Below are 24252 nucleotides of genomic sequence, written 5' to 3'. Positions count from 1 at the left end.
ACATGCTAGTTTTGTCTAGATTCTAGTGTCTTTCTAAAAAAAAGAAGTTAAGCAGAAAGGAGTTTAGAAGTTAAAGTTTGGGGTTAGCAATTGGCAATTTGCAAAAAGGAGTTAGTGTAATTGGTTTTTAGAATTTGACTTTTTCTAGCACATTCAACATAAGGCAAAAAGTCTAACGACTAATTACTAACTACTCAATACTGTTTTTGCAAAGCAAAAACCCTAATATAAAAAATTATGATAAGGATATCGTACTTCAAAAATAGCTTTCACTTCGTCGTATAACACCTTTTTAAATTCGTCAATATTTTCTTTTTCTTGGGCTGAAATGAAAAGGCATTGGTGTTGGCTTAATTTTGCCATCCAGGTATCTTTTAAAGCTGCCAAAGCATATTTTTTACCTTCTGGGTGATAACTCAATTCAGCTTGACTAGGATTGTAAGCATCTAATTTGTTAAAGACCACAATTGTGGTTTTTTCAGTCTTGTCAATCTCCGCCAATGTTTCGTTTACCACTTTATAATGATCTTCGAAATTTGGGTGGGAAATGTCTAAAACATGCACTAAAATATCTGCTTCTCTTACTTCGTCTAAAGTCGACTTAAAAGATTCTACCAATTGATGTGGTAACTTACGGATAAAGCCCACTGTATCGGACATTAAAAAAGGCAAGTTTTCAATCACCACTTTTCTTACAGTGGTGTCGAGTGTAGCAAATAATTTATTTTCGGCAAACACTTCCGACTTTGAAATCAAATTCATGATGGTAGATTTACCCACATTGGTATACCCCACCAAGGCCACGCGCACCAATTGTCCACGGTTACCTCTTTGAACAGATTGCTGCTTGTCAATCTCAATCAATTTCTTTTTAAGTAAAGTGATTTTCTGGGTAACAATCCTTCTATCGGTTTCAATTTGAGACTCACCTGGTCCACGCATCCCAATTCCACCCTTCATTCTATCCAAGTGCGTCCACATGTTAGTCAAACGTGGTAATAAATATTGGTATTGCGCCAATTCTACTTGGGTTTTGGAGTGGGCGGTTCTTGCCCTGCTTGCAAAAATATCTAAGATTAAATTATTTCTATCCAATATTTTAATCTCTAAGGCCGCTTCAATATTCCTTAATTGAGAAGGAGACAATTCATCATCAAAAATGGCGACATCAATTTCATTGTTTTGCACATATTTGCGAATCTCCTCCATTTTACCCTTTCGGATATATGTTTTAGGATGAGGTTTGTCGACCCTTTGTAAAAATTTATGTTTGGTGACAGCACCAGAAGTTTCGGCTAAAAATTCGAGTTCATCAATGTACTCTTTGGTCATTTCCTCTGTTTGATTAGAGGTAATGACGCCTACCAAAATAGCCGTTTCTGGTTGTTTGTCAATAGAAATATGTCCTTTCTCCATGCAGTTTTATTTAAAACCAACTTCCACCTAAACCTCTAAAAGGCCAAGGAATAGTCGCGATTAAAATCAATAATCCAATAATGTAAAATGTTTTAATGGTTTTTCTTTTCGCACTGGCTTCAGTTTTCTTTTTAGATTTAGAATAGCCCATAGTGATTAAAACAATGGCGATTAACATACCAAAGATGTGTTCTACATTAAAGAATCTAGCAACACTATCTTTCATAAATCCTTCAAAAAAGTTTACTTTAGGACTAGTAAAGTAAAGGTAAAGCCCAATAACTAATTGAATATGAAAAGAAATTAAGGTAAATAAGGCCAATTTCTTTTCCATTGCAGAATAAGGTTTTCCTTTTGAAGTAAAACTAATGATAATGGCCGCTAAAATGAAAAATAAAGCAATCCATCTTAGGCCTGAATGTGCGTGAAGTAATCCGTTATACATATTTTATTATTTTTACACAAAATTAGCGATTACCAATAAGTAATTTACATGTTCAAGTATATTTTATTTTTACAATTTATCACAATGAGTTCTCTGGCTGTGTACGCACAACAAATTGAACCGGAAAATGGGGTGCAATCCTTCGATAATACTTTGTATGCAATCACCAAGGTGAAAGTTGTACTGTCGGCTGATGAGGTCATTGAAAACGGTACCATTTTATTTCAGAATGGACGTATAGTAAAAGTGGGTAAAGTATTTTCTTTGCCAAAAAATGCAGTCGAAATAGAAAGACCGGGTGCTACTGTCTATCCCTCTTTTATTGAGCCTTATTCCGACTTAGGAATTAAAAAAGCAGTTAGCTTAAAAAAAGGAAGATCGCCACAATTGAATAGTCTAAATGAAGGACCTTATTATTGGAACGAAGCCATTCATCCGCAAGTCAATGCTTTCGATTTGTTCGATAAAAATTTAACCAAGTCTAAAAAAGAATTGATCAATAATGGTTTTGGTGTTGTCTCTGCACATCAGACTGACGGTATTATTAGAGGGACATCTGTCGTTTATTCTTTGGGCGATTTGGGACAAAAACAAGAGGTGATTTCAAATAAAGGGGCACAACATTATTCATTTAGTAAAGGAGTTTCTAAGCAAACCTACCCTTCTTCCCAAATGGGAGTAATTGCTTTAATGCGACAGTTTTTATACGATTTTGAATGGTATTTCTCCTCCCAAAGGGTAGTATTGACCAATCTTTCGTTTTTGGCCATGCAGGGTAACCAGTCATTGCCTCAAATATTTGAAGTTGGAGATAAGCTAGAGTTGTTGCGGGTTAGAAAGATTGCTGTGGAATTTGATCTTCCATTTACTATTTTTGGAGGGGGGGATGAATACCAAAGAATTGAAGAAATTAGTGCTGAGGTAGATACCCTAATTATTCCTTTAAACTTTCCAAAGGCCTATGACATTACCGACCCTTTTATAGCGCGTTACATTCATTTATCCGATTTAAAACATTGGGAATTGGCGCCTTATAATCCCTATGTGCTACACAAAAACAAAGTAAAATTTGCTTTTTCTTTATATAAAACAAAGGTGAAAAAGGAATTTCTTTCTCAAGTAAGAGCAGCAGTCAAACATGGTTTACCGCAAAGTGAAGCATTAAAAGCATTGACTGTGCACCCGGCTACCATATTAGGAATAGAAAAGGAAGTGGGTACATTGGCAAAAGGTAAACTTGCTAATTTTATCATTGCCAAAGGAAATATTTTTGAAGATGGAGAAATTATAGAAAATTGGATTAGGGGAGTAAAGCACCAAGTGAAGCCATTTAATGAATTAAAAATGGATGGTGATTATACCTTTAATATTGGTGGAGCAATATATGAAGGTAAATTAAAATTTGCTGGCGCAAAATCTAGCGGAACCATTACAAGTTTTAAATCAAAATTAGACAGTGCAACTCAGGTGACTTCAAAAGATACCATGGAGTCAAAAATGGTAATCAATCAAAGTGGTCAACAATTTAGTGCTGTTTTTAAGGTGTACAACCAAAACCAATCAGGTTTGATTCAGTTGAATGGAAGCGTGCATGAAAAATTAGGTGTGATAGATGGAAATGCATTGTTGGCAAACGGAGAATGGGTGAAATGGAACGCCATAAAACAAAATAAAGCGGAGGACAAGAAAAAAACATTTGAGTTGAAAATAGATACTTCAGCATTGAAAAACATGACCTATCCTTTTATGGCATTTGGTTTTGATTCATTGCCGGAGAGCCAATCTTATTTTATTAAAAATGTGACCATTTGGACCAATGAAAAGCAAGGCATTATCAAAAATGGAAACGTCTTTATCAAAAATGGGAAAATTGAAGGCATAAACCGTAAAATCAATACTTTTTCAAATAATACAATAATCATTGATGGAGCAGGGATGCATTTAACCAGTGGAATTATTGATGAACATTCTCATATTGCCATTTCAAAAGGGGTCAACGAAGGAGGTCAAGCCAATTCGGCTGAGGTTTCCATTAGAGATGTTGTGCGGTCAAATGATATTAATATTTACCGACAATTGGCCGGTGGGGTTACTTGCTCGCAATTACTGCATGGTTCAGCCAATCCAATTGGGGGGCAGTCGGCATTAATTAAATTGAAGTGGGGCTTTTTGCCTGCTCAAATGTTAGTCGAAAATGCACCAGGCTTTATCAAGTTTGCCTTGGGAGAAAATGTAAAACAGTCCAATTGGGGCGATCATAATCGCGTGCGTTTTCCGCAAACCAGAATGGGAGTAGAGCAGGTTTATTATGATGCCTTTACAAGGGCTAGGGAGTATGAAAAAGCTTGGAAGCATCATTTAAATCTTAAGCCAAAAGAAAAAGAAGGTCACGTTGCACCGCGAAAAGATTTAGAAATGGAAGTGGTATTGGAAATCTTAAAGTCCGAGCGTTTTATTACTTGTCATTCTTACATTCAAAGTGAAATTTTAATGTTGATGCGCGTTGCCGATTCTATGCAATTTACCATCAATACTTTTACCCATATTTTAGAAGGATACAAATTGGCTGACATCATGAAAGAACATGGAGCAGGAGCTTCTACTTTTTCTGATTGGTGGGCCTATAAATTTGAGGTCAACGAAGCCATTCCTTATAATGCGGCAATTTTAAATAAAATGGGTATTGTTACCGCTATTAATTCAGATGATGCTGAAATGGGTAGAAGGTTGAACCACGAAGCGGCAAAAATTGTAAAGTACGGAGGTGTTTCAGAAGAGGATGCGTGGAAAATGATCACCTTAAGTCCAGCAAAACTATTGCGGGTGGATGATCGCATGGGAAGTGTTAAGGTTGGAAAAGATGCCGATATTGTACTTTGGTCGACTAATCCATTGAGTGTACAAGCTAAGGTAGAGAAAACCTTTGTGGATGGTTTGTTGTTGTATGACGCGCAAAAAACCATTGAATTACAAAAGAGAGATCAATTAGAAAGAAAGCGTTTGGTGGAGAAAATGTTGGTGGAAAAGCTAGCTGGTAAGTCAACCCAAAAACCGGTGATTAAAGTAGAACGTCATTATCATTGCGATACAGAAGGCGAGTAAAAAGATTAAGAATGAAAGCAATCATATTTATATTTATCGGATTAGTTGGACAGGTTTTAATGGCGCAGGTGCCAGCACCTATTGCGCAACAATACAATCGAATTTTAATTCAAAATGGTCGAGTGCATACCGGTCTTGGGAAAATTATACCAAGAGGTGTGGTGGGCATAGAAGAAGGTAAGATTATTTTGGTAGCGAATGCACTGACTTATAAAATGGAGTCGAGCAGTTGGGATACCATTATTAATATTCAGGGCCAAGAATTGTATCCTGGTTTTATAGCTGCTAATAATACCATTGGTCTGACGGAGATTGATGCAGTTAGGGCTACAAACGACTACCGTGAGGTTGGCTATATCTCTCCACATGTTCGTTCCTTAATTGCTTTTAATTTAGATTCGAAAATCATTTATACCATTCGAACAAATGGCGTATTAATTTGTCAAGCAACCCCACGTGGTGGTTTAATCTCGGGTACATCATCTGTATTTGGTCTAGACGGCTGGCATTGGGAAGACGCAGTGATTTTAAAAGATGATGGTATTCACGTGAATTGGCCATCAAGGTTTTACCAAACAGGTTGGTGGGCTGCACCAGGCTTGTTGAAGGAAAATGATAAATATGCAACAGTTATTGAAAGTTTAACTGCTTTCTTTAAGGAAAGTCAGGCTTATTTGAGTGAAAAAGACCAGGAGCAAATTTCAATAAAGCACGCAGCAATGCGCAATGTTTTAATGGGTAATGGACGAATTTATTTTCATGCAGATTTTGCACCTGAAATTAATGATGTGATTGATTTTGCAAAAGTTTTTAAAATTAAGTATCCGGTAATTGTTGGTGGTCACGACGCCAGTTTTTTGGCGGATAGGTTAAAGGAAAATGATTTTACAATCATGCTTTCCAAACCGCATCATTTACCCTATTTTGAAGGCGATCAACCTTATGATAATTATCAAACAGCAAAATTGTTACAAGATGCTGGCTTGTTGTTTTGTATTCAAAATGCAGGAAGTATGGAAGTGATGAATGCGCGAAATTTACCTTTTTTGGCGGGTACAGCAATGGCTTATGGATTGACAGAAGAACAAGCTGTTGCATGTATTTCTTACAATGCTGCAAAAATTTTAGGAGTCGATCATTTGGTAGGTTCCATAGCTGACGGAAAAGTAGCGACCTTGTTTGTGTCAAAAGGAAACGCGTTGGACATGCGTACCAACAACGTTTCCTTAGGAATGATTAATGGGCGATTTATTGCCTTAGAAAATCATCAGATGGCACTTTCCAAAAAGTACCATCAAAAATATCAATTGACGGATTAAGAAAAATACCTAAAATCTTGTTGGTCTTCAATTTTTTGAAGTGTTTCGTAAATCAATCTTATACAGTTTTCAACGTCATCTTTATGCGTCATTTCAACCGTAGTATGCATGTATCTTAATGGTAAAGAAATCAAACAAGATGGCACGCCTTTGTTAGAATAAGCAAAAGCATCTGTATCGGTTCCTGTTGATCTTGATGCAGCAGCTCTTTGGAAAGGGATTTTCGCTTTATCGGCTGTTTTTATTACCAAGTCTAACAAATTGTTTTGTACAGCAGGACCATAGGTTAAAACCGGTCCATTTCCACCCACAATATCGCCTTGCACAATTTTGTCGAGCATTGGTGTTTGCGTGTCGTGACAAACATCCGTCACAATAGCCACATCCGGTTGAATTCTTTCGGCAATCATTTGTGCTCCTCTCAAGCCAATTTCTTCTTGAACTGAATTGGTAATGTATAAACCAAACGGCAATTCAATTTTGTTTTCTTTTAATAGTCTTGCTACTTCTGCAATCATAAAACCACCCATGCGGTTGTCTAATGCACGACCAACATATTTGTTTTTATTTAAAACCATAAATTCGTCTGGATAGGTTACTACACAGCCAACATGGACTCCCATTGCTTCAACTTCTTCTTTGGTGTTTGCACCACAGTCTAAAAATATATTATCTGGTTTTGGTGCCTTTTCAGTCTTATTAGAACGGGTGTGAATCGCTGGCCATCCAAAAACAGCATCCACAATTCCTTTATCCGTATGGATTAGCACTTTTTTCGAAGGTGCAATCTGGTGGTCAGATCCGCCATTTCTTCTTAAATAAATAAAGCCATCTGGTGTGATGTAATGTACAAACCATGCAATTTCATCTGCATGGGCTTCAATTACTACTCTGTATTTGGCTTCTGGGTTAATGATGCCAACCACAGTGCCATAATTGTCTACCCAATAATCGTCAATGTATGGTTTAATGTAATCTAACCATATTTTTTGACCTTCTTTTTCAAAACCTGTTGGAGAAGGATTATTGATGTATTTATTTAAAAAAGCAAATGATTTTTTAGTAATGATATTTTTCTTTTTCATGATAATTTGGTCGATTAAAATTTGGGATAAAGGTACTTTATTTTCTAATTTATCGATTTTTTATGAAGGAAATTTAATAAAATGTAATTTAAAAATAGGGTAGTATGAAATATATTATTATTTTTGTTAGTTATTGGGCTTTTTAACTGATTTTGTATAAATTAATTAAAAGGACAAAGTAATAAATTAGACTAATTTAATTAAGTATGAAGAAGATTTTACTTCTATTAATGTTGTTACCATTAACAATGTTTGGCCAGAAAGAATATTCTGAAACAGCAACAAAACTGTTTGAAGAAGGTAACGTGGCGTATCGTGCTGGTCAGCATGATGTTGCGTTAGGATTGTATGAGCAATGTTTAGCTGCTGAACCACAATATGTGGAAGCAATAGTGAATATTTCAGCTGTTAAATTCGACCAAAAAAATTATGTAAAATCATTAGATTTTGCAAGGAAAGCATATGGTATTGAAAAGGTACAATATGCTATTTTTTCTCAATTGGGAAAATCTTACTACATGAATAATTATTTTGATAGTGCAGTTTTTTTCTTAGAGAGAATAAAAGTTTTTCAAAAACTATCGGATGAAGAAAATTATTTTTTAGCAGCAGGTCGTGTAAAAACAAATGATTTTGTTGGCGCTAGAAAATTAGCAGAAAGATTGGTGGAGAAAGCACCGGAAAATTCTGACTATTTATCCTTGAGAGGAAATGTGTATTACGGTTTGGGTGAGTATGAAAAAGCCATTACTGATTACAATATGGCCTTAAAACAAGAACCGAATAATTTATATATCTACAGTAATATTGCGAATGCTAATTTGAAATTAGACCGTCCGGATGCTGCTTTAGGGTTTATTGATAAAGGTATCCAAGCGGCAGAGGGTAGAGATAAGGTTGCTTTTTTAATTTTAAAAGGTAACTATTACCAAAGTGTTGGTGACTTAGATAATGCGGAAAAGTTATACGACGAAGCTTACGCAATTGATAATACCAATCCTAATATTTTAGTGAATCAAGCAGGTGTATTAATTGATAGAGAGAATTACCAGTCTGCTTTAGAGAAATGTAATTTAGCGATAGAGAAAAATGTGCAATTGATGGAGGCATATTACAATAGAGGTATTGCGAATGAAATGTTAAGAAATGTGGAACAAGCATGTGCTGATTGGGAAGAAGCTTTTATTTTAGGTTCTGAAAAAGCAGAGAAATTTTTAAATAGTCCAACTTGTAATGAATAAAAAAATGATGAAAAGAATTACATTAATAATATTATTGTTTTTTAGCTATGTTGGGTTTTCTCAAGTAGTTGATGAGCCATTTGATAAATTAGTGCTTGGCGATAAACCTGGTTTTAATGCTGCAGTTAAGCAAATTAAATTAGGAGATATAGATTATGAGCGAGGTAGCGAAGATGATATGGCTAATGCTTTGGAGCATTATGTAAAAGCAGATGAATTTCATTCCAAAAGTGCTTATTTAAATTATAGAATGGGTGTTTGTTACCTTTATAGTAAACAAAAGTTTAAAGCTAAGAAACATTTAGAGTTTGTTAAAGCATCTGGTGGAACGGTAGAGGATTATCCAGATTTGGATTTTTACTTGGCAAGATCGAAGCACTTGGATGGGCAATTTGATGATGCCATTGTGTTGTTTCGTTCTTATAAAGAAACATTAGGTGACTCAGATGAAGAGATGAAATTCTATATCAATAAAAAAATACAAGAATGTAAAGTCGGAAAAGAATTGGCAGCGCACCCTGTTAGAGTATGGGTTGATAATTTGGGTCCTAATATTAATGGTCCATATTCCGATTTTGGTCCAGTAATTTCTGCTGACAATAGAGAGTTGTATTTTACTTCTAGAAGACCAGAAGGAAATATTGGAGGAGAAAAAGATGAAACTGGTTACCATTATGAAGATATTTATACGGCAACAAGATCTTTTGGTGAAGATTGGGGGGCAGCTAAAAATATTGGAAAAGATGTGAATACAAAATCTCATGATGCTACTGTAGGAATTTCTCCTGATGGTAAATCTTTGATTACCTATCATGGTATTAGTAGAAAAGATGGAAATCTTTTAATGACTAAAAGAGATGATGCAGGTAATTGGGAGAAGTTAGTAGACATGGGGGATGCAATTAACTCAAATTATCATGAAGAAGCAGCAACTTTATCTTTTGACGAAAAGAAACTCTTTTTTGTTTCTGATAAACCAGGTGGTACAGGTGGTCATGATATTTACTTGTCTTTATGGGATGAAGGTAAAAGTACTTGGGGAGAGGCTAAGAACTTAGGAACTGTTGTGAATACAGAATTTGATGAAAAAGGAGTTTTCTTTCATCCAGATAATAAAACATTGTATTTTTCTTCTGCAGGACATAAAACAATGGGTGGATTAGATATCTTTAAAACAGAATATAATTCAGAAACAGATGAATGGTCTGAGCCAGTAAATATTGGATATCCAATTAATACACCAGATGATGATGTTTATTTTGTACTTTCAGGTAATGAAAGATACGCTTATTATTCTTCTTTTAGAGAAGGTGGTTATGGGGAAAAAGATATTTATATGATTACCTTTTTAGGAGAAGTTAAAAATCCAATTTTTGCAAGTTCTGGACTAGTAAATGGAGAGTTAGACTCTTTACGTGATATCAGTATTGCGGAAAGTATGTACATGAGTAGAGACATGGTGATTGTTAGAGGAACGGTAACTGATGCAAATACAGAAGCACCAATTATGTCTACAGTTACTTTTACAGATGTTGCAACTAACAAAGTGATGTATGAATTGACACCAGAAGAAGATGGTTCGTTTATGTTAGCCGTTAAGTCTGGTTATAATTATGCGATTACTTCTACTAAACCAGATTATACAATTGCTTCTGATAACCTTGTTGTGAGACAAGAGGATGAGGGCAAAGAATTTAATTATGATTTCCTAATGGAAAGATTAACACCAGGTGTTGAATTTACTTTAAGAAATATTTATTTTGATTATGATAAATCTACTTTAAGACACGCTTCAGTAGATGAATTAAATAAATTATTGAAGATTATGGAAGATAATGCTACATTAAGAGTGGAATTGTCTGGACATACAGATTCTAGAGGTACAGCAATTTATAACTTAGCTTTATCAAAAAGAAGAGCTAGAGTAGCAAAAGATTACTTAGTTTCTAAAGGGATCGCTTCTAACAGAATTGAAACAAAAGGATATGGTGCTAAACAATTGGTTGTTTCCGATTCACAATTAGAGAACATGAGTTCTGTAAGAGAGAAAGAAGAAGCACACCAAAAGAATAGAAGAACGGTGGTAACTATAATCGAAAAATAATATAACTATTAATGTTAATAACTCCGTTAAGCAATTAACGGAGTTTTTTTATGCTTAAACAATATGAAGTATTTTTTATTAATGTGTTCTTTTGGCTTTATTACATCATGTTTTGCCTTTGGTTTAAATGATTTTTACAAGTACAATGCAAAGTTGGCACAAAAAACAGATTCAGTATATCAAACACTGACGAAAGAAGAAAGAGTGGCTCAAATGATTGTGGTGGCGGCAGGGCGACTAGGACAACCGGCCTCTGTTATTGAGCAGTTAATTACCAAAAATAAAATTGGTGGTATTATTTTATTGAATGGAACCATGCAAGGTTTTACGGAAATGAAATTGGCGTATCAAAAACTAAACAAAGGATTGCCAATGATATTTTCTGCGGATGCGGAACCCTCTTTAATTGCTTATAAAATTAAAGGCTCTTCACCGGTGAAAAAAGCAAATGCCATGTTGAGTAGGGAAGAAGTTTTAACTTACACTGAAATAATATGTAAGGACCTAAAAAAGATTGGTATCCAATATAATTATGCGCCAGTGGTGGACATGTCACCAAATAAAGTGGTCAGTAGTCGGAGTTTTGGCAATAATGCGGATACTGCCCAAGCTTGGGCAAAAGTATTTATAGAGACTTCTCAAAAAAATGGCATTGTCGCAACGGCTAAGCATTTTCCAGGTCATGGTTATGTGGTGGGAGATACCCATAAACAATTGGTTTATATAAACGGTGAAATGAAAGAGGTGAAAAACTATATCCCTTTAATTAATAGTGGTGTTATTTCTATTATGGTGGGCCATATAGCCGTAAAAAATAACGCAAAATATGAAACCAATGATTTACCAGCAACCTGTTCTAAAAAAATGGTGACTGGATTGTTGAAAAATGAGTTAAATTTTGAAGGTATTGTGATAACTGACGCCATGAATATGGGAGGGGTAGTTAAGGTTCCGCAATGTGAATTAAAAGCTGCTCAAGCTGGTTGCGATATCATATTAATGCCTGTAAACGCTGCTAAAGCTATTCAAGATATTGTAAATGAGTTGTCCATTGATGCTGATTTTGAACAGCAGATTGCAGCTTCGGTCAAGAAAATAATTCGTTTGAAAATCTGTTTAGGCCTTATTCATTAATTAAAATAAACAGTCGACTTCTTTTTTATTAAAAGGATTAGAAGTATATTCGCAAATTCTTAAATTAAACTAAATAAGCAGTAATGGCAGTTATTGGAAAAATACAAAAGAACTCATACCTTTTATTAATCGTAATAGGATTGGCTATGTTAGCCTTTATTTTCACGGATAGTTTCAAGAACTTCGGTGGTGGGGAAGAACCACTACCTTCTGGAACCATCTTCGGGGAAGAAATGAATGAAAAAGAATTGAGTGATTTACAACAAAGTTATGTAGACAGGGAAAAGCAAAATGCTTCTTACCAAGGTACTGATTTTGATGCTGAAGCTGAAGATAACGCAAGAGATCAAGCTTTTAATGAGTTGGTTCGAAAGAAATTAATGGGGCAAGAGTTAGAAGCGCTTGGTTTGATGGTTTCCTCTGCAGAGTTGAACGATATGGTTTTAGGAAATAACATACACCCTTGGGTTTCCCAAATTGGTATGTTCAAAAATAATATTGGTGAATACGCTAGAGATTCAGTAGTGAAGTATTTAGATGGCTTACAATCCGGACCAGATCCTTCTGTTGATACTGCACTTTATAGTAGATGGAAAAATGCAAAAATCCAATGGAGTGAATTTGAAAAAGAATTGAAAGATGCAAGAGCGACCGATAAATTTATAGCATTAATTAAAAAAGGCGTTTATGTGAATTCTTTAGAAGCGAAAGATAGTTATGTAGGAAACAACGAATCAAGAGACATTACTTATGTGATGCATCCTTACGGAAGTATTACAGAGGAAGAAGTTGGTTTTACGGATGCAGACATTAAAGCCTATTACCAAAAGCATAAAAATGATAAATTATATTTGCAACAATCCCAATCTGCTGATATAGAATTTGTACAATTTCCAGTTTCTTATAGTGCTTTAGATTTAGAAAGAGCGAATGAAGAAATGGAAAGCTTAAAAGTAGGTTTTGCGCAAACAGATAATAATATCTACTTCATGGCTACTAAAGGTGAAGATAAGTTCTATTCAGATACTACAGGATTTGAATTAGGTGGTGATCAGTTTATAATGGATGTAGCAGCAAACAAATACGAATACCCTGCTTCTATAGATGAGTTGGTGCAAAATAGTAAAAAAGGAGATGTTATTGGGCCTTTTAAAACTTTGGATCCGCAAACAAATGCAACGCAGTTAGTAATTGCAAAAGTAAATGGATTTACTTCTCAAGATAGAGCTTGGGTAAGACACATATTAATTTCTACTAATTCTCGTACAGATGCCGAAGCAAAAAGTTTAGGCGATAGTTTAATACGTGTAATTAATGCAAAAAATAACTTTGCTGAAATGGTAGATAAATTTACAGATGATCCAGGTTCAAAAGCAAATGGCGGAGAATACAAATGGTTTAAAAAAGGAGCCATGGTTGCAGAGTTTGAAAAAGCTGCTTTTGAAGGACAAAAAGGTAAATTGCAATTAGTGAAAACTACTTATGGTTACCATATTGTGGAAGTATTAGGGCAAGAAGCAAGAAAGCTACCTAAATTAGCCCCAATTAGAAAAACGGTTAAACCAGGGGTTGAAACGATTAAAGAAGTTGAAAATTTAGCATATGATTTCATCAATGAAGTGGAGACTGCTAAAGATGATTCTGCTTTTTATCGTGTTTCTAAAGAAAAGAATTTAGTAAATAATTATGCAAAAGTTGTTTTGTCCTCTCGTTTTGTAACAGGTTTTAAGGATTATAGAAAAATTCAAAAATTTGCTTTTGCACAAGATGCGGAAGAAGGAGATATTTCAGGACCAATCTTGGATAATTCAATCATTAAAGTGGCTTATATCACGTCTAAAGTAGACGAAGGTGTTCCTAGTTATGAAGCTGTAAAATTACAAATGAAAGTTCCAGCTTTAAGAGAAAAACAAGCAGCACATTACATAGATATTATGTCTGGGATTAAAAATATTAATGAAGTTGCAAATACAATTCCAAGTGGGCAAGTAAAAACTGCTAATGTAAAGCTTGGTACTGGTAATATTCCAGGTGTTGGCGGAAATGAATACAAAGTGGTAGGTACAGTATTTTCAATCGATAAAGAAAATGAAGGTGCAATGCTTACGCCATTAAAAGGTGAAGCTGGTGTGTTTTTAATTGTTTTAGATAAAGTGAATGAAGTAGCTGAACAAGAAGATTACACCGCCGAAAAGGAGTCTATATTAACGAAGCGAGCTGCTACTGCAGATGCAAACGTAATGCGGGCGCTGCGGGATAAAGCAAACATTGTCGATAATCGACAAAAGAAAGCGGCACAAGGAAGATAATTTATAAAAAGCCTCAACTTTAAGTTGGGGCTTTTTTTATATAAAAAAATATGGAACCAAAAAAACCTAGCCAATCTTTGGCGGAAAGTACGAAGTTAGTTTTACCTAATGACACAAACACTTTAGGTAATTTATTTGGTGGAAGATTATTGGCTTGGATGGATGAAATTGCCTTCGTTTCGGCTAATCGACATAGTAAAAGAGTTGCGGTTACCGCTTCGGTCAATAATGTGACCTTTGACAAGCCAATTAAATTAGGAGATACTGTTACGCTTAGAGCAAAGGTTTCCCGCGCATTTACCTCTTCTATGGAAGTGATTATTGATGTGTTTATTGAGGATAAGGTGTCTGACGAAATAATCAGTAGCAACCAAGCTATTTATACTTTTGTAGCTGTAGATCAAAATGGTTTACCTATCGCTATTCCTGGATTGGTTCCGGAAACGGAAGAAGAAAAAGAAAGGTATAATGGGGCCTTGAGAAGAAAACAATTAAGCTTAATTCTAGCGGGGAAGATGGCGCCCAAAGATGCCACGGAATTAAAGGCTTTATTTAGTTAGCCTTTAAAATCTCTTCTGCTTTATTTACCATTGATTTTATTCCAGTATACAAAGGAACGCGCTGGTGCAATTCTGTAGGTTTAATGTCTAAGATTCTAGTAGCACCATCTGATGCTGTACCACCTGCTTGTTCTGCTATGTATGCAATTGGATTACATTCGTACAATAGTCTTAATTTTCCGTTTGGAGCAGACTGTGTTGCAGGGTAAATGTATATTCCACCTTTGATTAAGTTTCTGTGAAAATCTGCAACTAACGAACCAATATACCTACCTGTAAATGGTCTATTGGTTGCTTTATCGATTGTTTGCGCGTATTTTATATAGTTTTGAACACCTACGCTGCAATTGAAAAAGTTACCCTCGTTCATGGAGTATATTTTTCCTGTAGCTGGAAATTTCATGTTTGGGTGTGATAAAACGAATACACCAATGCCTGGATCGTATGTAAATCCGTTCACCCCATTTCCAGTAGAATAAACTAACATAGTAGATGAACCATAAATAACATAACCAGCGGCAACTTGTTTGTTACCTTCTTGTAAAAAGTCGGTTAACTCAACAGGTTGTCCTTGCGGACTAATTCTTTCGTAAATACTAAATATGGTACCTACTGACACATTAACATCAATATTGGAAGAACCATCTAATGGATCCATGGATACAATATACTTTCCTTCTTTATTTAAGGGAATAAAATCTTCATTCTCTTCAGAAGCAATACCACAGATTACTTTTCTTTTTTCTAATGCTTTAATAAATTGATTGTTGGCGAATATATCCAACTTTTGCTGCTGTTCACCCTGAATGTTCTCAGATTCTGCAGCACCCAAAATATCATTTAATAAACCTGCTTTGTTAATTTGATGGCTGACAATTTTGGAAGCCAAACGTATAGCACTTAGTAGACGTGAAAATTCGCCGGTAGAACCTGGGTAATCTTGTTGTCTTTCAATGATAAATTCTCCTAATGTTGTCACTTTTTCCATGCTAGCTATAATTATGTTGCAAATAACGTAAAAAATCAGTTAATTTCAAGCTAATTTTCCGTTATCTTTGCTTAAATGAAAATGATTAGTAAAATATTTGGTCTGGTAGCAATGTTATTTTATACTACCAATTTTTCACTGGCACAATGTGTCATGTGTAAAGCACAAGCTGAAGCGCAATGGGAAGAAAATGGTTCCGGAATAAACACGGGAATTATATACATTATGGTTATACCATACATCATTTTATTTGCCATTTTTCACAAGCAAATATTTAGATTTTTCAAAAATTGGCGCAATATGAATTAAAAAAAGTCAACCCGAAAGTTGACTTTTAAAATATTTGAAATCCAATTAATGGATTATTTAATTTGATTTGGATCGTTTTCTGCTATTTTGTTGTAGTCCACTTGACGTTTCATCCAATATGCAAATGCTACGAATCCAAAGATTAACGTTACAATCCAAGGATAATCTGCTAAAGGCTCCAAAGTATTTTGAAAAACCCAATACATACCGTCTTTTATTCCGTAAAAAATATCTGATGAACTCATTTCTTATTAGTTTTGTGCAACAAATATAATTATAATTCTTGTTTTTAAAAACGATTAATTAAAAATAAATGATAAAACTTTTTAAATCTAATATACCGTTGACTGTTGTTATATCGGTTTTACTAGTGTTGGTTTTTTCTAGCCAAGTATTCTTTAATCCAGAAATATTTAAGTATTATTTTTTTGATTGGTATGCCCCATTTTTAAACTGGATTTATGCCCATCAAAATATAGAGTTCATTTTCTCTGTTTTATTTGTTGTGATTACTGGAATACTGCTGAATACGGCTTTTAATAAAACCAGTTTCTACATTAAATCTACTGCTTTACCCATCTTTATTTATGTGACGGTGATGTCGACTTTTGGCGGGTTTTATTTTCAGACTTCATTGGTCGTGGATTTAGTATTTGCTTTGACTTTTTTGAAATTAATTGAATTAGATCAGAATAAAACAGCCATCCATATTGGTTTTACTGCTGGTTTAATTTTAGGAATAGGGTTCTTGTTTTCTTATTGGATCTTACCCGTTGGTTTTTTGGTATTTTATAGTTTGGTTACTTTTCGTCCTTTTGTTTTTAGAGAATGGTTGGTTACTTTATTAGGGATGTCATTGCCATTTGTTTACCTTTTGTCAATACAGTATCTATTTATTGAAAAAACAACGGTACAACCTTTACTTTTGTCTCAAAAAGTGGTGGCATGGAATGTTTATGATATTTCGGCCTTTATTCTTTTATTAATTATCGCGCTACTTGGAATTATTGGTCTTTTTAAACATTTTAAATTTGTGAGTATTATTGAAAGCAAACAAATTAATGTACTCTTATTCTTTACCGTTTTAACTGGACTTTTAAGTCTTGGCATTTACCTTATTCATGGCGTTAATTATTTCCTATTTACAGTGCCGTTGGTGTTTATTTTATCCATTTATTTATTGAATACCAAAAGGGAAAGATTGATGAGTATTCTGTTTTTTCTACTGTTGGTATTAAATATGTTGAGAATTTTTGTCTTTTAGTTGAAAAAGAGTTGGGATTAGTTTTGGTTAAATAGTTACCTTTGTAAACTTAAAAAACGTATTAAATGAAATTTGGAGTAATTACTTTCCCTGGGTCAAATTGTGACCAAGACATGGTTTATACATTAGAAAGCATGTTGGATCAAACCGTTGAGAAGTTGTGGCATAAAGATCCTGATCTAAAAGGTGTTGATTTTGTAATCTTGCCAGGTGGGTTTTCTTATGGCGATTATTTGCGTTCAGGAGCTATAGCCAGTTTTTCGCCAATTATGCAGTCTGTAATAGAACACGCTAATAAAGGTGGTTATGTAATGGGAATTTGTAATGGATACCAAATGTTAACAGAAACTAATCTGTTAGGTGGTGCTTTATTGCATAACGACTCTCAAAAGTTTATCTGTAAAAATGTGTATTTAAAACCTGTTTCTAAATCTGCAATTATTACACAAGATTTAAATGTTGAAGAAACTTATAAAATTCCAATTGCGCATGGTGAAGGTAGATTCTTTATCAACGAAGATGGATTAAAAGAATTACAGGATAATGATCAGATTCTATTTCAATATGCTAACGAAGCAGGTTTAGTAGATGATACTACTAATCCAAATGGTTCAATTTTTAATATTGCTGGGACGACTAATAAAACCAAAAATGTATTTGGTATGATGCCTCACCCAGAGCGTGCCGTGGATCCAAACTTAGGTAACCTAGATGGAAGAAAATTATTCAAGTCTATATTAGATAATCTGGTTTAAATAAAATATACTGTCTAGTCCTGCAGGAATCGATATAGATGATTAGGATTAAATTTATTAATTAAAGCTGAACAAGAATCGCATTGTTCAGCTTTTTTTGTTTATCAGTTATTTTTTATAATCTTTTTTATTCCTGTATTTGTCTGTGGATAAATTTTGAAGGACGGAATGGAGGCTTGCAGCCGCATATATACTTATCCCATATTTGACAATTTGCTTATTCACTGCTTTTTGCTACACAAAATTTCAGTTTACGTATTCTATTTTCTCTGGTTGGCATGCGATTTTAGTAAGGCATTAGCGGTATATGGAAATCCCTAATCCCTAAGCGATATCAGAGCCACTACTTATTTGCGTTATTTTATGGTAGGAGGTAACTGTTCTGTACCATGTACCACCCGAACCGCCTATTTTGCGCATAACTTAACTTTGCTTTCAAACGCATGTGTTTTTATTACATTGTTGTTTTAGTGAATCGCTATTTCAGGTCGGCACTAACGAATACAAAAAAAGGAGCATCAATTTTGATGCTCCTTTTTGTTAATATTTGATGGGTATACTTTTATTTTAAAGTAAAACTATTTTTTCCAATTTTTGCACCTTCACACCAAAGTTCAGCAGTGTAATTTCCTTTTTCAATTTCTGATGTTAACTTGTAGAAGATACATACGTCAATCACTTCTTTTTGGTAATTGATGGTTTTCTTGTCTGAGTACACCATGCTTTTACCACCTTCCGTAGCGAATGAATTGCCGTTACTACTATATAAAACATTGCCGTTTTGATCTAATACACGCATGTAAACTGTTTTGTTACCCGCTTCTGATATTTTATTTGCTGCTATAGTAAAGCAAGATCTGATGTGTGTGGCTCTTGATGCTCTATCCGTTTCTTTATAAGATCCAGTGTTTCTTTCTCTAATACCTTCTGAAACGATACTCAAGGCACTTAATTTAGCGCCTTCACTTACTTGTCTCGACAATGTTTCTGCTTTTGACTGTAAGTCATCTCTATCCTGAATTACGGTGGTTAAATCGTTACGTGTATTCGTTAAATCAGTTCTTAATGTTAAGTTTTCTGTATTTAACGAATCAATAGTTCTAACATAATCTTTCATGATAGATCGTAAAGTTTCTGTTTCTTTTTCTAATTTAAAAACCTTTCGAGCATAGTATTTTTTATTACCCTTTTCTTTCTCTAATTCACCCAATAAATTTACAATCTTGTCTTTTTCTCTTAAGATACTGTCGTTAAGATTTGTATTTAAAGCTTCCATTGTTTCGTAGTCAGCCAACATGTTTTGTAGATTTTCTTTTAAATCTTCCCCAGCAGCTAAACCTTGGTCATATAACAGTTCACTCATTTCATCTCTTTCACTACTGAGCTCTTTGTTTTGAAATGTTAATTCATTAATTGTTTTGTTTTTGCTAGATAGTTTCCAACCTAAAAAACCAGATAATAAAAGTAATGCAATTATAATTAATAGGTAAAGGCCATTTTTCTTTGACTTTTCTTGGTACTCGGTTATTTCACTCATAATTGTGGGTTTTAATTGTTAACTAGTTTAGATCTTAAATTTTTCATAAAAGTAGAAGCGTAAACGAAGTCTACCACTTCTTTATTATCTGTTCTTATAATTTCTTTATTATTACCTTCCCACCATTTTCTACCTTGGTTAATGAAAATAATATGGTCACCAATTTCCATTACTGAATTCATATCGTGTGTAATTACAATAGTGGTCATGTTATATTCGTAGGTAATTTCTTTTATTAAGTTGTCAATTAATATAGACGTCTTAGGGTCAAGGCCAGAGTTAGGTTCATCACAAAATAGGTATTTTGGATTCATGGAAATTGCACGTGCAATACCAATCCTTTTTTGCATTCCACCAGAAGTTTCCGCAGGTAAAAGGTCATCTTTCCCAACTATTCCAACTCTTTCTAGACAAAATTGCGCTCTTTCTTTACGTTCTTGTTTACTCATTTTTGTAAACATTTTTAAAGGGAACATGACGTTTTCTAATACCGTTAAAGAATCAAACAATGCACTGCCTTGGAATAGCATGCCGATTTCTTGACGGATTAATTTTCTATCGTTTCTTCCCATTTCAGAAAATACCCTATCGTCATAGATTACTTTACCTTCATCTACCTCGTGCAGTCCAACAATACATTTAGTGAGCACTGATTTTCCTTGTCCAGAAGCACCAATGATTAAATTTACTTGACCAGGGTTAAATTGTGCAGATATGTCAAATAAAATTTGCGTATCCCCAAATGATTTTGATATGTGTTTAACTTCAATCATACTTATATTAAGACTAATTGGGTTAAAATATAATTGGCTAAAAGAATAGTTACAGAGGCAGCTACTACAGAGTTTGTACTTGCCTTACCAACTTCTAATGCTCCACCTTTTACATTGTAGCCATAATAACAGGCAATAGAGGTGATTAAAAATGCAAAAACCATGGTTTTGCCTAAGGCATAGTATAAGTGATGCTGATCTACATTCCAAAATGCACGAAGACCAACGATATAAGTTTTTGTAGAATATAAATTAGAAGTAATACCAGCCAGCCAGCCACCTATTAAACTCAATAGCATAGAAAGGATAATAGCAAAAGGAAAAAATAATGTGGTCGCTAAAATTTTTGGAAGCATTAAAAAACCAATGGAGTTAACCCCCATAATCTCTAGTGCGTCAATTTGTTCTGTAACCCGCATGGTGCCAATTTCGGAAGCAATATTAGAACCAACCTTACCTGCGATAATTAGAGATATGATGGTTGGTGAGAATTCTAGTATGGTAGATTGTCTGGTAATATACCCAATGGTGTATTCCGGCAATAAAGGAGAACTCATGTTTGAAGCAGTCTGTAGGGAGATGACACCGCCCATAAAAAATGAAAGAAATCCAATCAACGGTATGGAATTAATGACAATGTTTTGTGCTTCTGTAAAAAAACGTTCCCAAAAAACGCTCCCTTTCTCTGGTTTAGAGAAAACAAACTTCAACATCATGAAGTATTTACCGATATGTTCGAATAAGTTCATATTGGCGCTAAATTAATTAATATTTTTCGCATAGCATGGAAAGGGGCTTTAGTATTATATGTTTTTTTAACTTTGGGTTTTAAAATCAAAGAAATTATATGGAAATTCTCTTGCATAAAATGCATACCAAATTGGAAGACGTCGTTCAGTATAGCTTGCAAAGTGGCGCTGAAACCATTAATATGAACGCTTTAATAGGACAAGATATTCGGTTTACTTTTAAGCAAAATGTGCAATGTGGGTCTTGTGGTAAAAATTTTAAAAAATTATTTGCGCAAGGGTTTTGTTATAATTGTTTTATGTCTGTGCCAGAAGCAGCCGAATGTATTATTAAACCAGAATTATGCCGTGCTCATTTAGGGGAAGGTAGAGATGTTGCCTGGGAAATTGCGCACCATATGCAACCACATTTTGTTTATTTTGCGGTAGCTTCTTCATTAAAAGTAGGCGTTACACGTACCACACAAGTTCCAACGAGATGGATTGATCAAGGCGCTTCACAAGCAATACGGATCGCAGAAACGCCTTATCGACAGTTGGCTGGACAAATAGAGGTTGCTTTAAAATCTTCTTTTACAGATAAAACAAACTGGAGGAGAATGCTTAAAAATGAAATAGGTTCTTTTGATTTAGAAACCGAAAAATGGCAATTAGAAGAACTTTTGCCTGCGGATTTGAGCCAATATATGACAGAAGATGATGAAATAATAGATATCAATTATCCAGTACTAATGTATCCCGAAAAAGTAACTAGTGTAGGGTTTGATAAGCTCCCGGTAATAGAAGGTCAGTTATTAGGTATCAAAGGCCAATATTTGATTTTAGATAATGGCAGAGTATTAAATATTCGTAAACATGAGGGCTACATAGTGGATTTCGATTTTTAAGCTAACTTGTCATTTTCTTTGTGACGGGAGTGATCTCTTTTGGTTTTCTTATCTAGGTTTTTAATTAATGCTTGTTCCAAGTCTATACCGGTTTGGTTCGCTAAGCAAATCAACACCCATAATACGTCCGCCATTTCATCTCCTAAGTCTTTGTTTTTATCCGATTCCTTTTCAGATTGCTCCCCATATCGTCTGGCAATAATTCGCGCAACTTCCCCAACTTCCTCTGTGAGTTGTGCCATGTTGGTTAATTCATTGAAATACCTTACACCATAGGTTTTTATCCAATTGTCTACTAATTCTTGTGCTGCTTTTATGGTCATCTTATTGTTTTTGTTTTGAGTCTAATATTATAGTAACTGGGCCATCATTTGTTAAGTTGATTTGCATATCGGCGCCGAACGTACCTGTTTTAATTTTGTTTGGTAATGCTATTTCAAATTTTTCAATCAACTTATTGTACAATGGAATTGCAATTTCAGGTTTTGCAGCACCTATAAAGGAAGGTCTATTGCCTTTTTTGGTTTGCGCAAATAGTGTGAATTGACTTACACAAAGCAACTCGCCTTCAATAGTCAGGAGGGAATGATTCATTTTGTCCTCCTCGTCCGAAAAAAGACGCATCTGAACGGTTTTTTTTACAATATAATCTATGTCTTCCTCCGTATCAGCCGGGTCAATTCCAACCAGCAAGACTAAACCACGACTGATGCTTCTCTCTTCAATCGCGTTGATCCTTACTTGGGCATTACTCACCCGCTGAATGATGGCTCTCATTGCTTGTAAATGTTTTGTCTGTAATTTTCAGATTCATCATCTTCAAACATGTTTTTATAGTTTTGGTACCTGCTTTCAGCAATTTCCCCGTTTTCTACTGCTGCTTTAACCGCACATTTTGGTTCGTTAATGTGCATGCAATTACTAAATTTACATTCCGACATGATTGCTTTCATTTCAGGAAAATAATGGGATAAATCTGCTTTATTGAAGTCTATTAAGCCAAAAGCTTTAATGCCTGGCGTGTCTATAATAAAACCGCCTCCTTCTAAAGGATGCATCTCTGCAAAAGTGGTGGTGTGTTGTCCAGCCATATTGGACGCAGATATTTCCGTTGTCCTAATATCTAATTCAGGGGCTAATGCATTCACTAAGGTCGATTTTCCAACCCCACTGTGCCCACCAAACATTACTTTTTTGTCTTTAATTTCAGCTTTTAAAAATTCAGCAGTAGCTGGATTTGTAGCGGATATATTCAAGCAACGATAACCAATTTTTTCGTAGACAGATTTAAATTCATCTAATAGGGTTAACTCATGCGCGTTGAACAAGTCTACTTTATTAAAAAGCATGGTTACGGGAATATGGTAGGCCGCCGCAGTTATTAGAAAACGATCGATAAATCCGGTACTCGTTTCTGGTACTACTAAAGTGACTAATAAATATACATGGTCGATATTGGCTGCAAGGATATGTGATCGCTTGCTTAAATTAATCGATTTTCTAATGATGTAGTTTTTTCTAGGCAAAATATGCTTAATCACCCCCTCAAATATATCTTCATCCTCGATTTCAAATTCAACATTGTCACCTACGGCAATTGGATTAGTTGATTTAATGCCCACAATACGTAACTTCCCTCTAATCCTACATTGCCATTCTTGTAGGTCGGCAGTGAGTACTTTGTACCAACTACCAGTGGATTTTATAACAGTTCCAGTTTTCAGTTTTTTTGTCAAAAATAATTATAATCTTTTATACTTGTTAAATAATGTTGAATTTGACGATAGAAAAAATAATAATTAATGATTATTTTTAAAATTAATTAACTTTACCAGCTTTCCATAGATTATGACCCCATTAAAACAATTAAAATACGATCAGGCCTATTTACGCATGGCAATAGAATGGGCAAAACTATCGCATTGTAAACGTAAACAGGTGGGTGCCATAATTGTTAAAGATAAAATGATTATTTCTGATGGTTACAACGGTACACCCTCTGGATATACTAATTGTTGTGAAAATGAGGCGGGTGAAACCGAATGGTATGTTTTGCATGCAGAGGCAAATGCTATTCTTAAGGTAGCAAAATCAACACAATCTGCAGATGGTGCTACATTGTATATTACCTTATCTCCTTGTAAAGAGTGTAGTAAGTTAATTATTCAATCCGGTATTCAAAGAGTGGTTTATCATAAGCAATACAAAGATGCTTCGGGTATTGATTTTTTAAGAGAATATGGAATTGAAATTACTTTAATAGAATCAGTATAGT

Annotated in this window: 22 protein-coding genes; 11 read left to right on the top strand and 11 right to left on the bottom strand. The window is 34.6% G+C overall.

Annotated elements, in window-relative coordinates; all coding sequences use genetic code 11:
- Nucleotides 1–222: 222 nt before the first annotated feature.
- Nucleotides 223–1416 carry a GTPase HflX gene (gene hflX, locus DNU06_RS16215; protein ID WP_111064554.1) on the bottom strand — a complete coding sequence of 398 codons (1194 nt, stop codon included), beginning with the start codon at nt 1414–1416 and terminating at the stop codon, nt 223–225.
- Between the two features lie 10 nt (nt 1417–1426).
- On the bottom strand, nt 1427–1861 hold the full coding sequence (locus tag DNU06_RS16210; protein ID WP_111064553.1) for a cytochrome B: 435 nt from the start codon (nt 1859–1861) through the stop codon (nt 1427–1429).
- A gap of 84 nt (nt 1862–1945) precedes the next feature.
- On the opposite strand from DNU06_RS16210, the gene DNU06_RS16205 reads away from it, so the two are divergent.
- Nucleotides 1946–4963 carry an amidohydrolase family protein gene (locus DNU06_RS16205; protein ID WP_158526931.1) on the top strand — a complete coding sequence of 1006 codons (3018 nt, stop codon included), beginning with the start codon at nt 1946–1948 and terminating at the stop codon, nt 4961–4963.
- Nucleotides 4964–4974: 11 nt separating this feature from the next.
- Entirely contained in the window at nt 4975–6282 is a 1308-nt protein-coding gene (locus tag DNU06_RS16200; protein WP_111064551.1) for an amidohydrolase family protein, read from the top strand.
- On the opposite strand, the gene DNU06_RS16195 is transcribed toward DNU06_RS16200, so the two are convergent.
- Complete coding sequence (locus tag DNU06_RS16195; protein ID WP_111064550.1) at nt 6279–7367, bottom strand: M42 family metallopeptidase; 1089 nt, start codon at nt 7365–7367, stop codon at nt 6279–6281. The genes DNU06_RS16200 and DNU06_RS16195 overlap by 4 nt on opposite strands.
- A 206-nt stretch (nt 7368–7573) precedes the next feature.
- Between DNU06_RS16195 and DNU06_RS16190 the strand changes: the two genes are divergently transcribed.
- The 5 genes from DNU06_RS16190 to DNU06_RS16170 all read left to right on the top strand — a co-directional run bounded on the left by DNU06_RS16190 (nt 7574) and on the right by DNU06_RS16170 (nt 14715).
- On the top strand, nt 7574–8608 hold the full coding sequence (locus DNU06_RS16190; RefSeq protein WP_111064549.1) for a tetratricopeptide repeat protein: 1035 nt from the start codon (nt 7574–7576) through the stop codon (nt 8606–8608).
- A gap of 4 nt (nt 8609–8612) precedes the next feature.
- Complete coding sequence (locus DNU06_RS16185; protein WP_158526930.1) at nt 8613–10712, top strand: OmpA family protein; 2100 nt, start codon at nt 8613–8615, stop codon at nt 10710–10712.
- A 63-nt stretch (nt 10713–10775) separates the two neighbouring features.
- Nucleotides 10776–11846 carry a glycoside hydrolase family 3 N-terminal domain-containing protein gene (locus DNU06_RS16180; RefSeq protein WP_111064547.1) on the top strand — a complete coding sequence of 357 codons (1071 nt, stop codon included), beginning with the start codon at nt 10776–10778 and terminating at the stop codon, nt 11844–11846.
- An 83-nt stretch (nt 11847–11929) separates the two neighbouring features.
- Nucleotides 11930–14155, top strand: coding sequence for a peptidylprolyl isomerase (locus DNU06_RS16175; RefSeq protein WP_111064546.1), 2226 nt, complete (start codon nt 11930–11932; stop codon nt 14153–14155).
- A 50-nt stretch (nt 14156–14205) separates the two neighbouring features.
- Nucleotides 14206–14715, top strand: coding sequence for an acyl-CoA thioesterase (locus tag DNU06_RS16170; RefSeq protein WP_111064545.1), 510 nt, complete (start codon nt 14206–14208; stop codon nt 14713–14715).
- Here the strand turns inward: DNU06_RS16170 and fbp are convergent.
- Together fbp and DNU06_RS16155 are read right to left on the bottom strand one after the other, a co-directional pair.
- Nucleotides 14708–15703, bottom strand: a complete 996-nt coding sequence (gene fbp, locus DNU06_RS16165; RefSeq protein WP_111064544.1) for a class 1 fructose-bisphosphatase — start codon at nt 15701–15703, stop codon at nt 14708–14710. The two genes, DNU06_RS16170 and fbp, sit on opposite strands and share 8 nt — an antisense overlap.
- Nucleotides 15704–16065: 362 nt before the next feature.
- Nucleotides 16066–16257 (bottom strand): hypothetical protein, encoded by a 192-nt coding sequence (locus DNU06_RS16155; protein WP_111064542.1) that lies wholly within the window; start codon nt 16255–16257, stop codon nt 16066–16068.
- Nucleotides 16258–16325: 68 nt separating this feature from the next.
- Between DNU06_RS16155 and DNU06_RS16150 the strand changes: the two genes are divergently transcribed.
- A complete protein-coding gene (locus DNU06_RS16150; protein WP_111064541.1) occupies nt 16326–17276 on the top strand; it encodes a DUF6427 family protein in 951 nt (316 codons plus the stop codon).
- A gap of 65 nt (nt 17277–17341) precedes the next feature.
- Nucleotides 17342–18031 (top strand): phosphoribosylformylglycinamidine synthase subunit PurQ, encoded by a 690-nt coding sequence (purQ, locus tag DNU06_RS16145; RefSeq protein WP_111064540.1) that lies wholly within the window; start codon nt 17342–17344, stop codon nt 18029–18031.
- 562 nt (nt 18032–18593) lie between these two features.
- Here purQ and DNU06_RS16140 read toward each other — a convergent pair.
- From DNU06_RS16140 to DNU06_RS16130, 3 genes are read right to left on the bottom strand one after another with little or no spacing between them, the layout of a single operon-like run.
- Nucleotides 18594–19568, bottom strand: a complete 975-nt coding sequence (locus DNU06_RS16140; RefSeq protein ID WP_111064539.1) for a hypothetical protein — start codon at nt 19566–19568, stop codon at nt 18594–18596.
- Between the two features lie 11 nt (nt 19569–19579).
- Nucleotides 19580–20341: an ABC transporter ATP-binding protein gene (locus DNU06_RS16135; RefSeq protein WP_111064538.1), complete on the bottom strand. Its 762-nt coding sequence runs from the start codon at nt 20339–20341 to the stop codon at nt 19580–19582.
- Between the two features lie 2 nt (nt 20342–20343).
- A complete protein-coding gene (locus tag DNU06_RS16130) occupies nt 20344–21090 on the bottom strand; it encodes an MlaE family ABC transporter permease (RefSeq protein ID WP_111064537.1) in 747 nt (248 codons plus the stop codon).
- 98 nt (nt 21091–21188) lie between these two features.
- Here DNU06_RS16130 and DNU06_RS16125 point away from each other — a divergent pair, with 98 nt between their 5' ends.
- Nucleotides 21189–21977, top strand: coding sequence for a DUF2797 domain-containing protein (locus DNU06_RS16125; RefSeq protein WP_111064536.1), 789 nt, complete (start codon nt 21189–21191; stop codon nt 21975–21977).
- Here DNU06_RS16125 and DNU06_RS16120 read toward each other — a convergent pair.
- The 3 genes from DNU06_RS16120 to rsgA are packed head-to-tail and all read right to left on the bottom strand — an operon-like array spanning nt 21974 to nt 23713.
- Nucleotides 21974–22300 (bottom strand): nucleotide pyrophosphohydrolase, encoded by a 327-nt coding sequence (locus tag DNU06_RS16120; protein WP_111064535.1) that lies wholly within the window; start codon nt 22298–22300, stop codon nt 21974–21976. The genes DNU06_RS16125 and DNU06_RS16120 overlap by 4 nt on opposite strands.
- Nucleotide 22301: 1 nt before the next feature.
- Nucleotides 22302–22754, bottom strand: a complete 453-nt coding sequence (gene dtd / locus DNU06_RS16115) for a D-aminoacyl-tRNA deacylase (protein WP_111064534.1) — start codon at nt 22752–22754, stop codon at nt 22302–22304.
- Nucleotides 22751–23713, bottom strand: coding sequence for a ribosome small subunit-dependent GTPase A (rsgA, locus tag DNU06_RS16110; RefSeq protein WP_111064533.1), 963 nt, complete (start codon nt 23711–23713; stop codon nt 22751–22753). Before rsgA ends, dtd begins: the two co-directional genes overlap by 4 nt.
- 112 nt (nt 23714–23825) lie before the next feature.
- On the opposite strand from rsgA, the gene DNU06_RS16105 reads away from it, so the two are divergent.
- On the top strand, nt 23826–24251 hold the full coding sequence (locus DNU06_RS16105; RefSeq protein WP_111064532.1) for a deoxycytidylate deaminase: 426 nt from the start codon (nt 23826–23828) through the stop codon (nt 24249–24251).
- Nucleotide 24252 lies beyond the last annotated feature (1 nt).

It is taken from the genome of Putridiphycobacter roseus, assembly GCF_003234935.1.
Classification (GTDB): Bacteria; Bacteroidota; Bacteroidia; order Flavobacteriales_D; family Crocinitomicaceae; genus Putridiphycobacter; species Putridiphycobacter roseus.
This window is presented reverse-complemented; position numbering and strand designations above follow the sequence as displayed.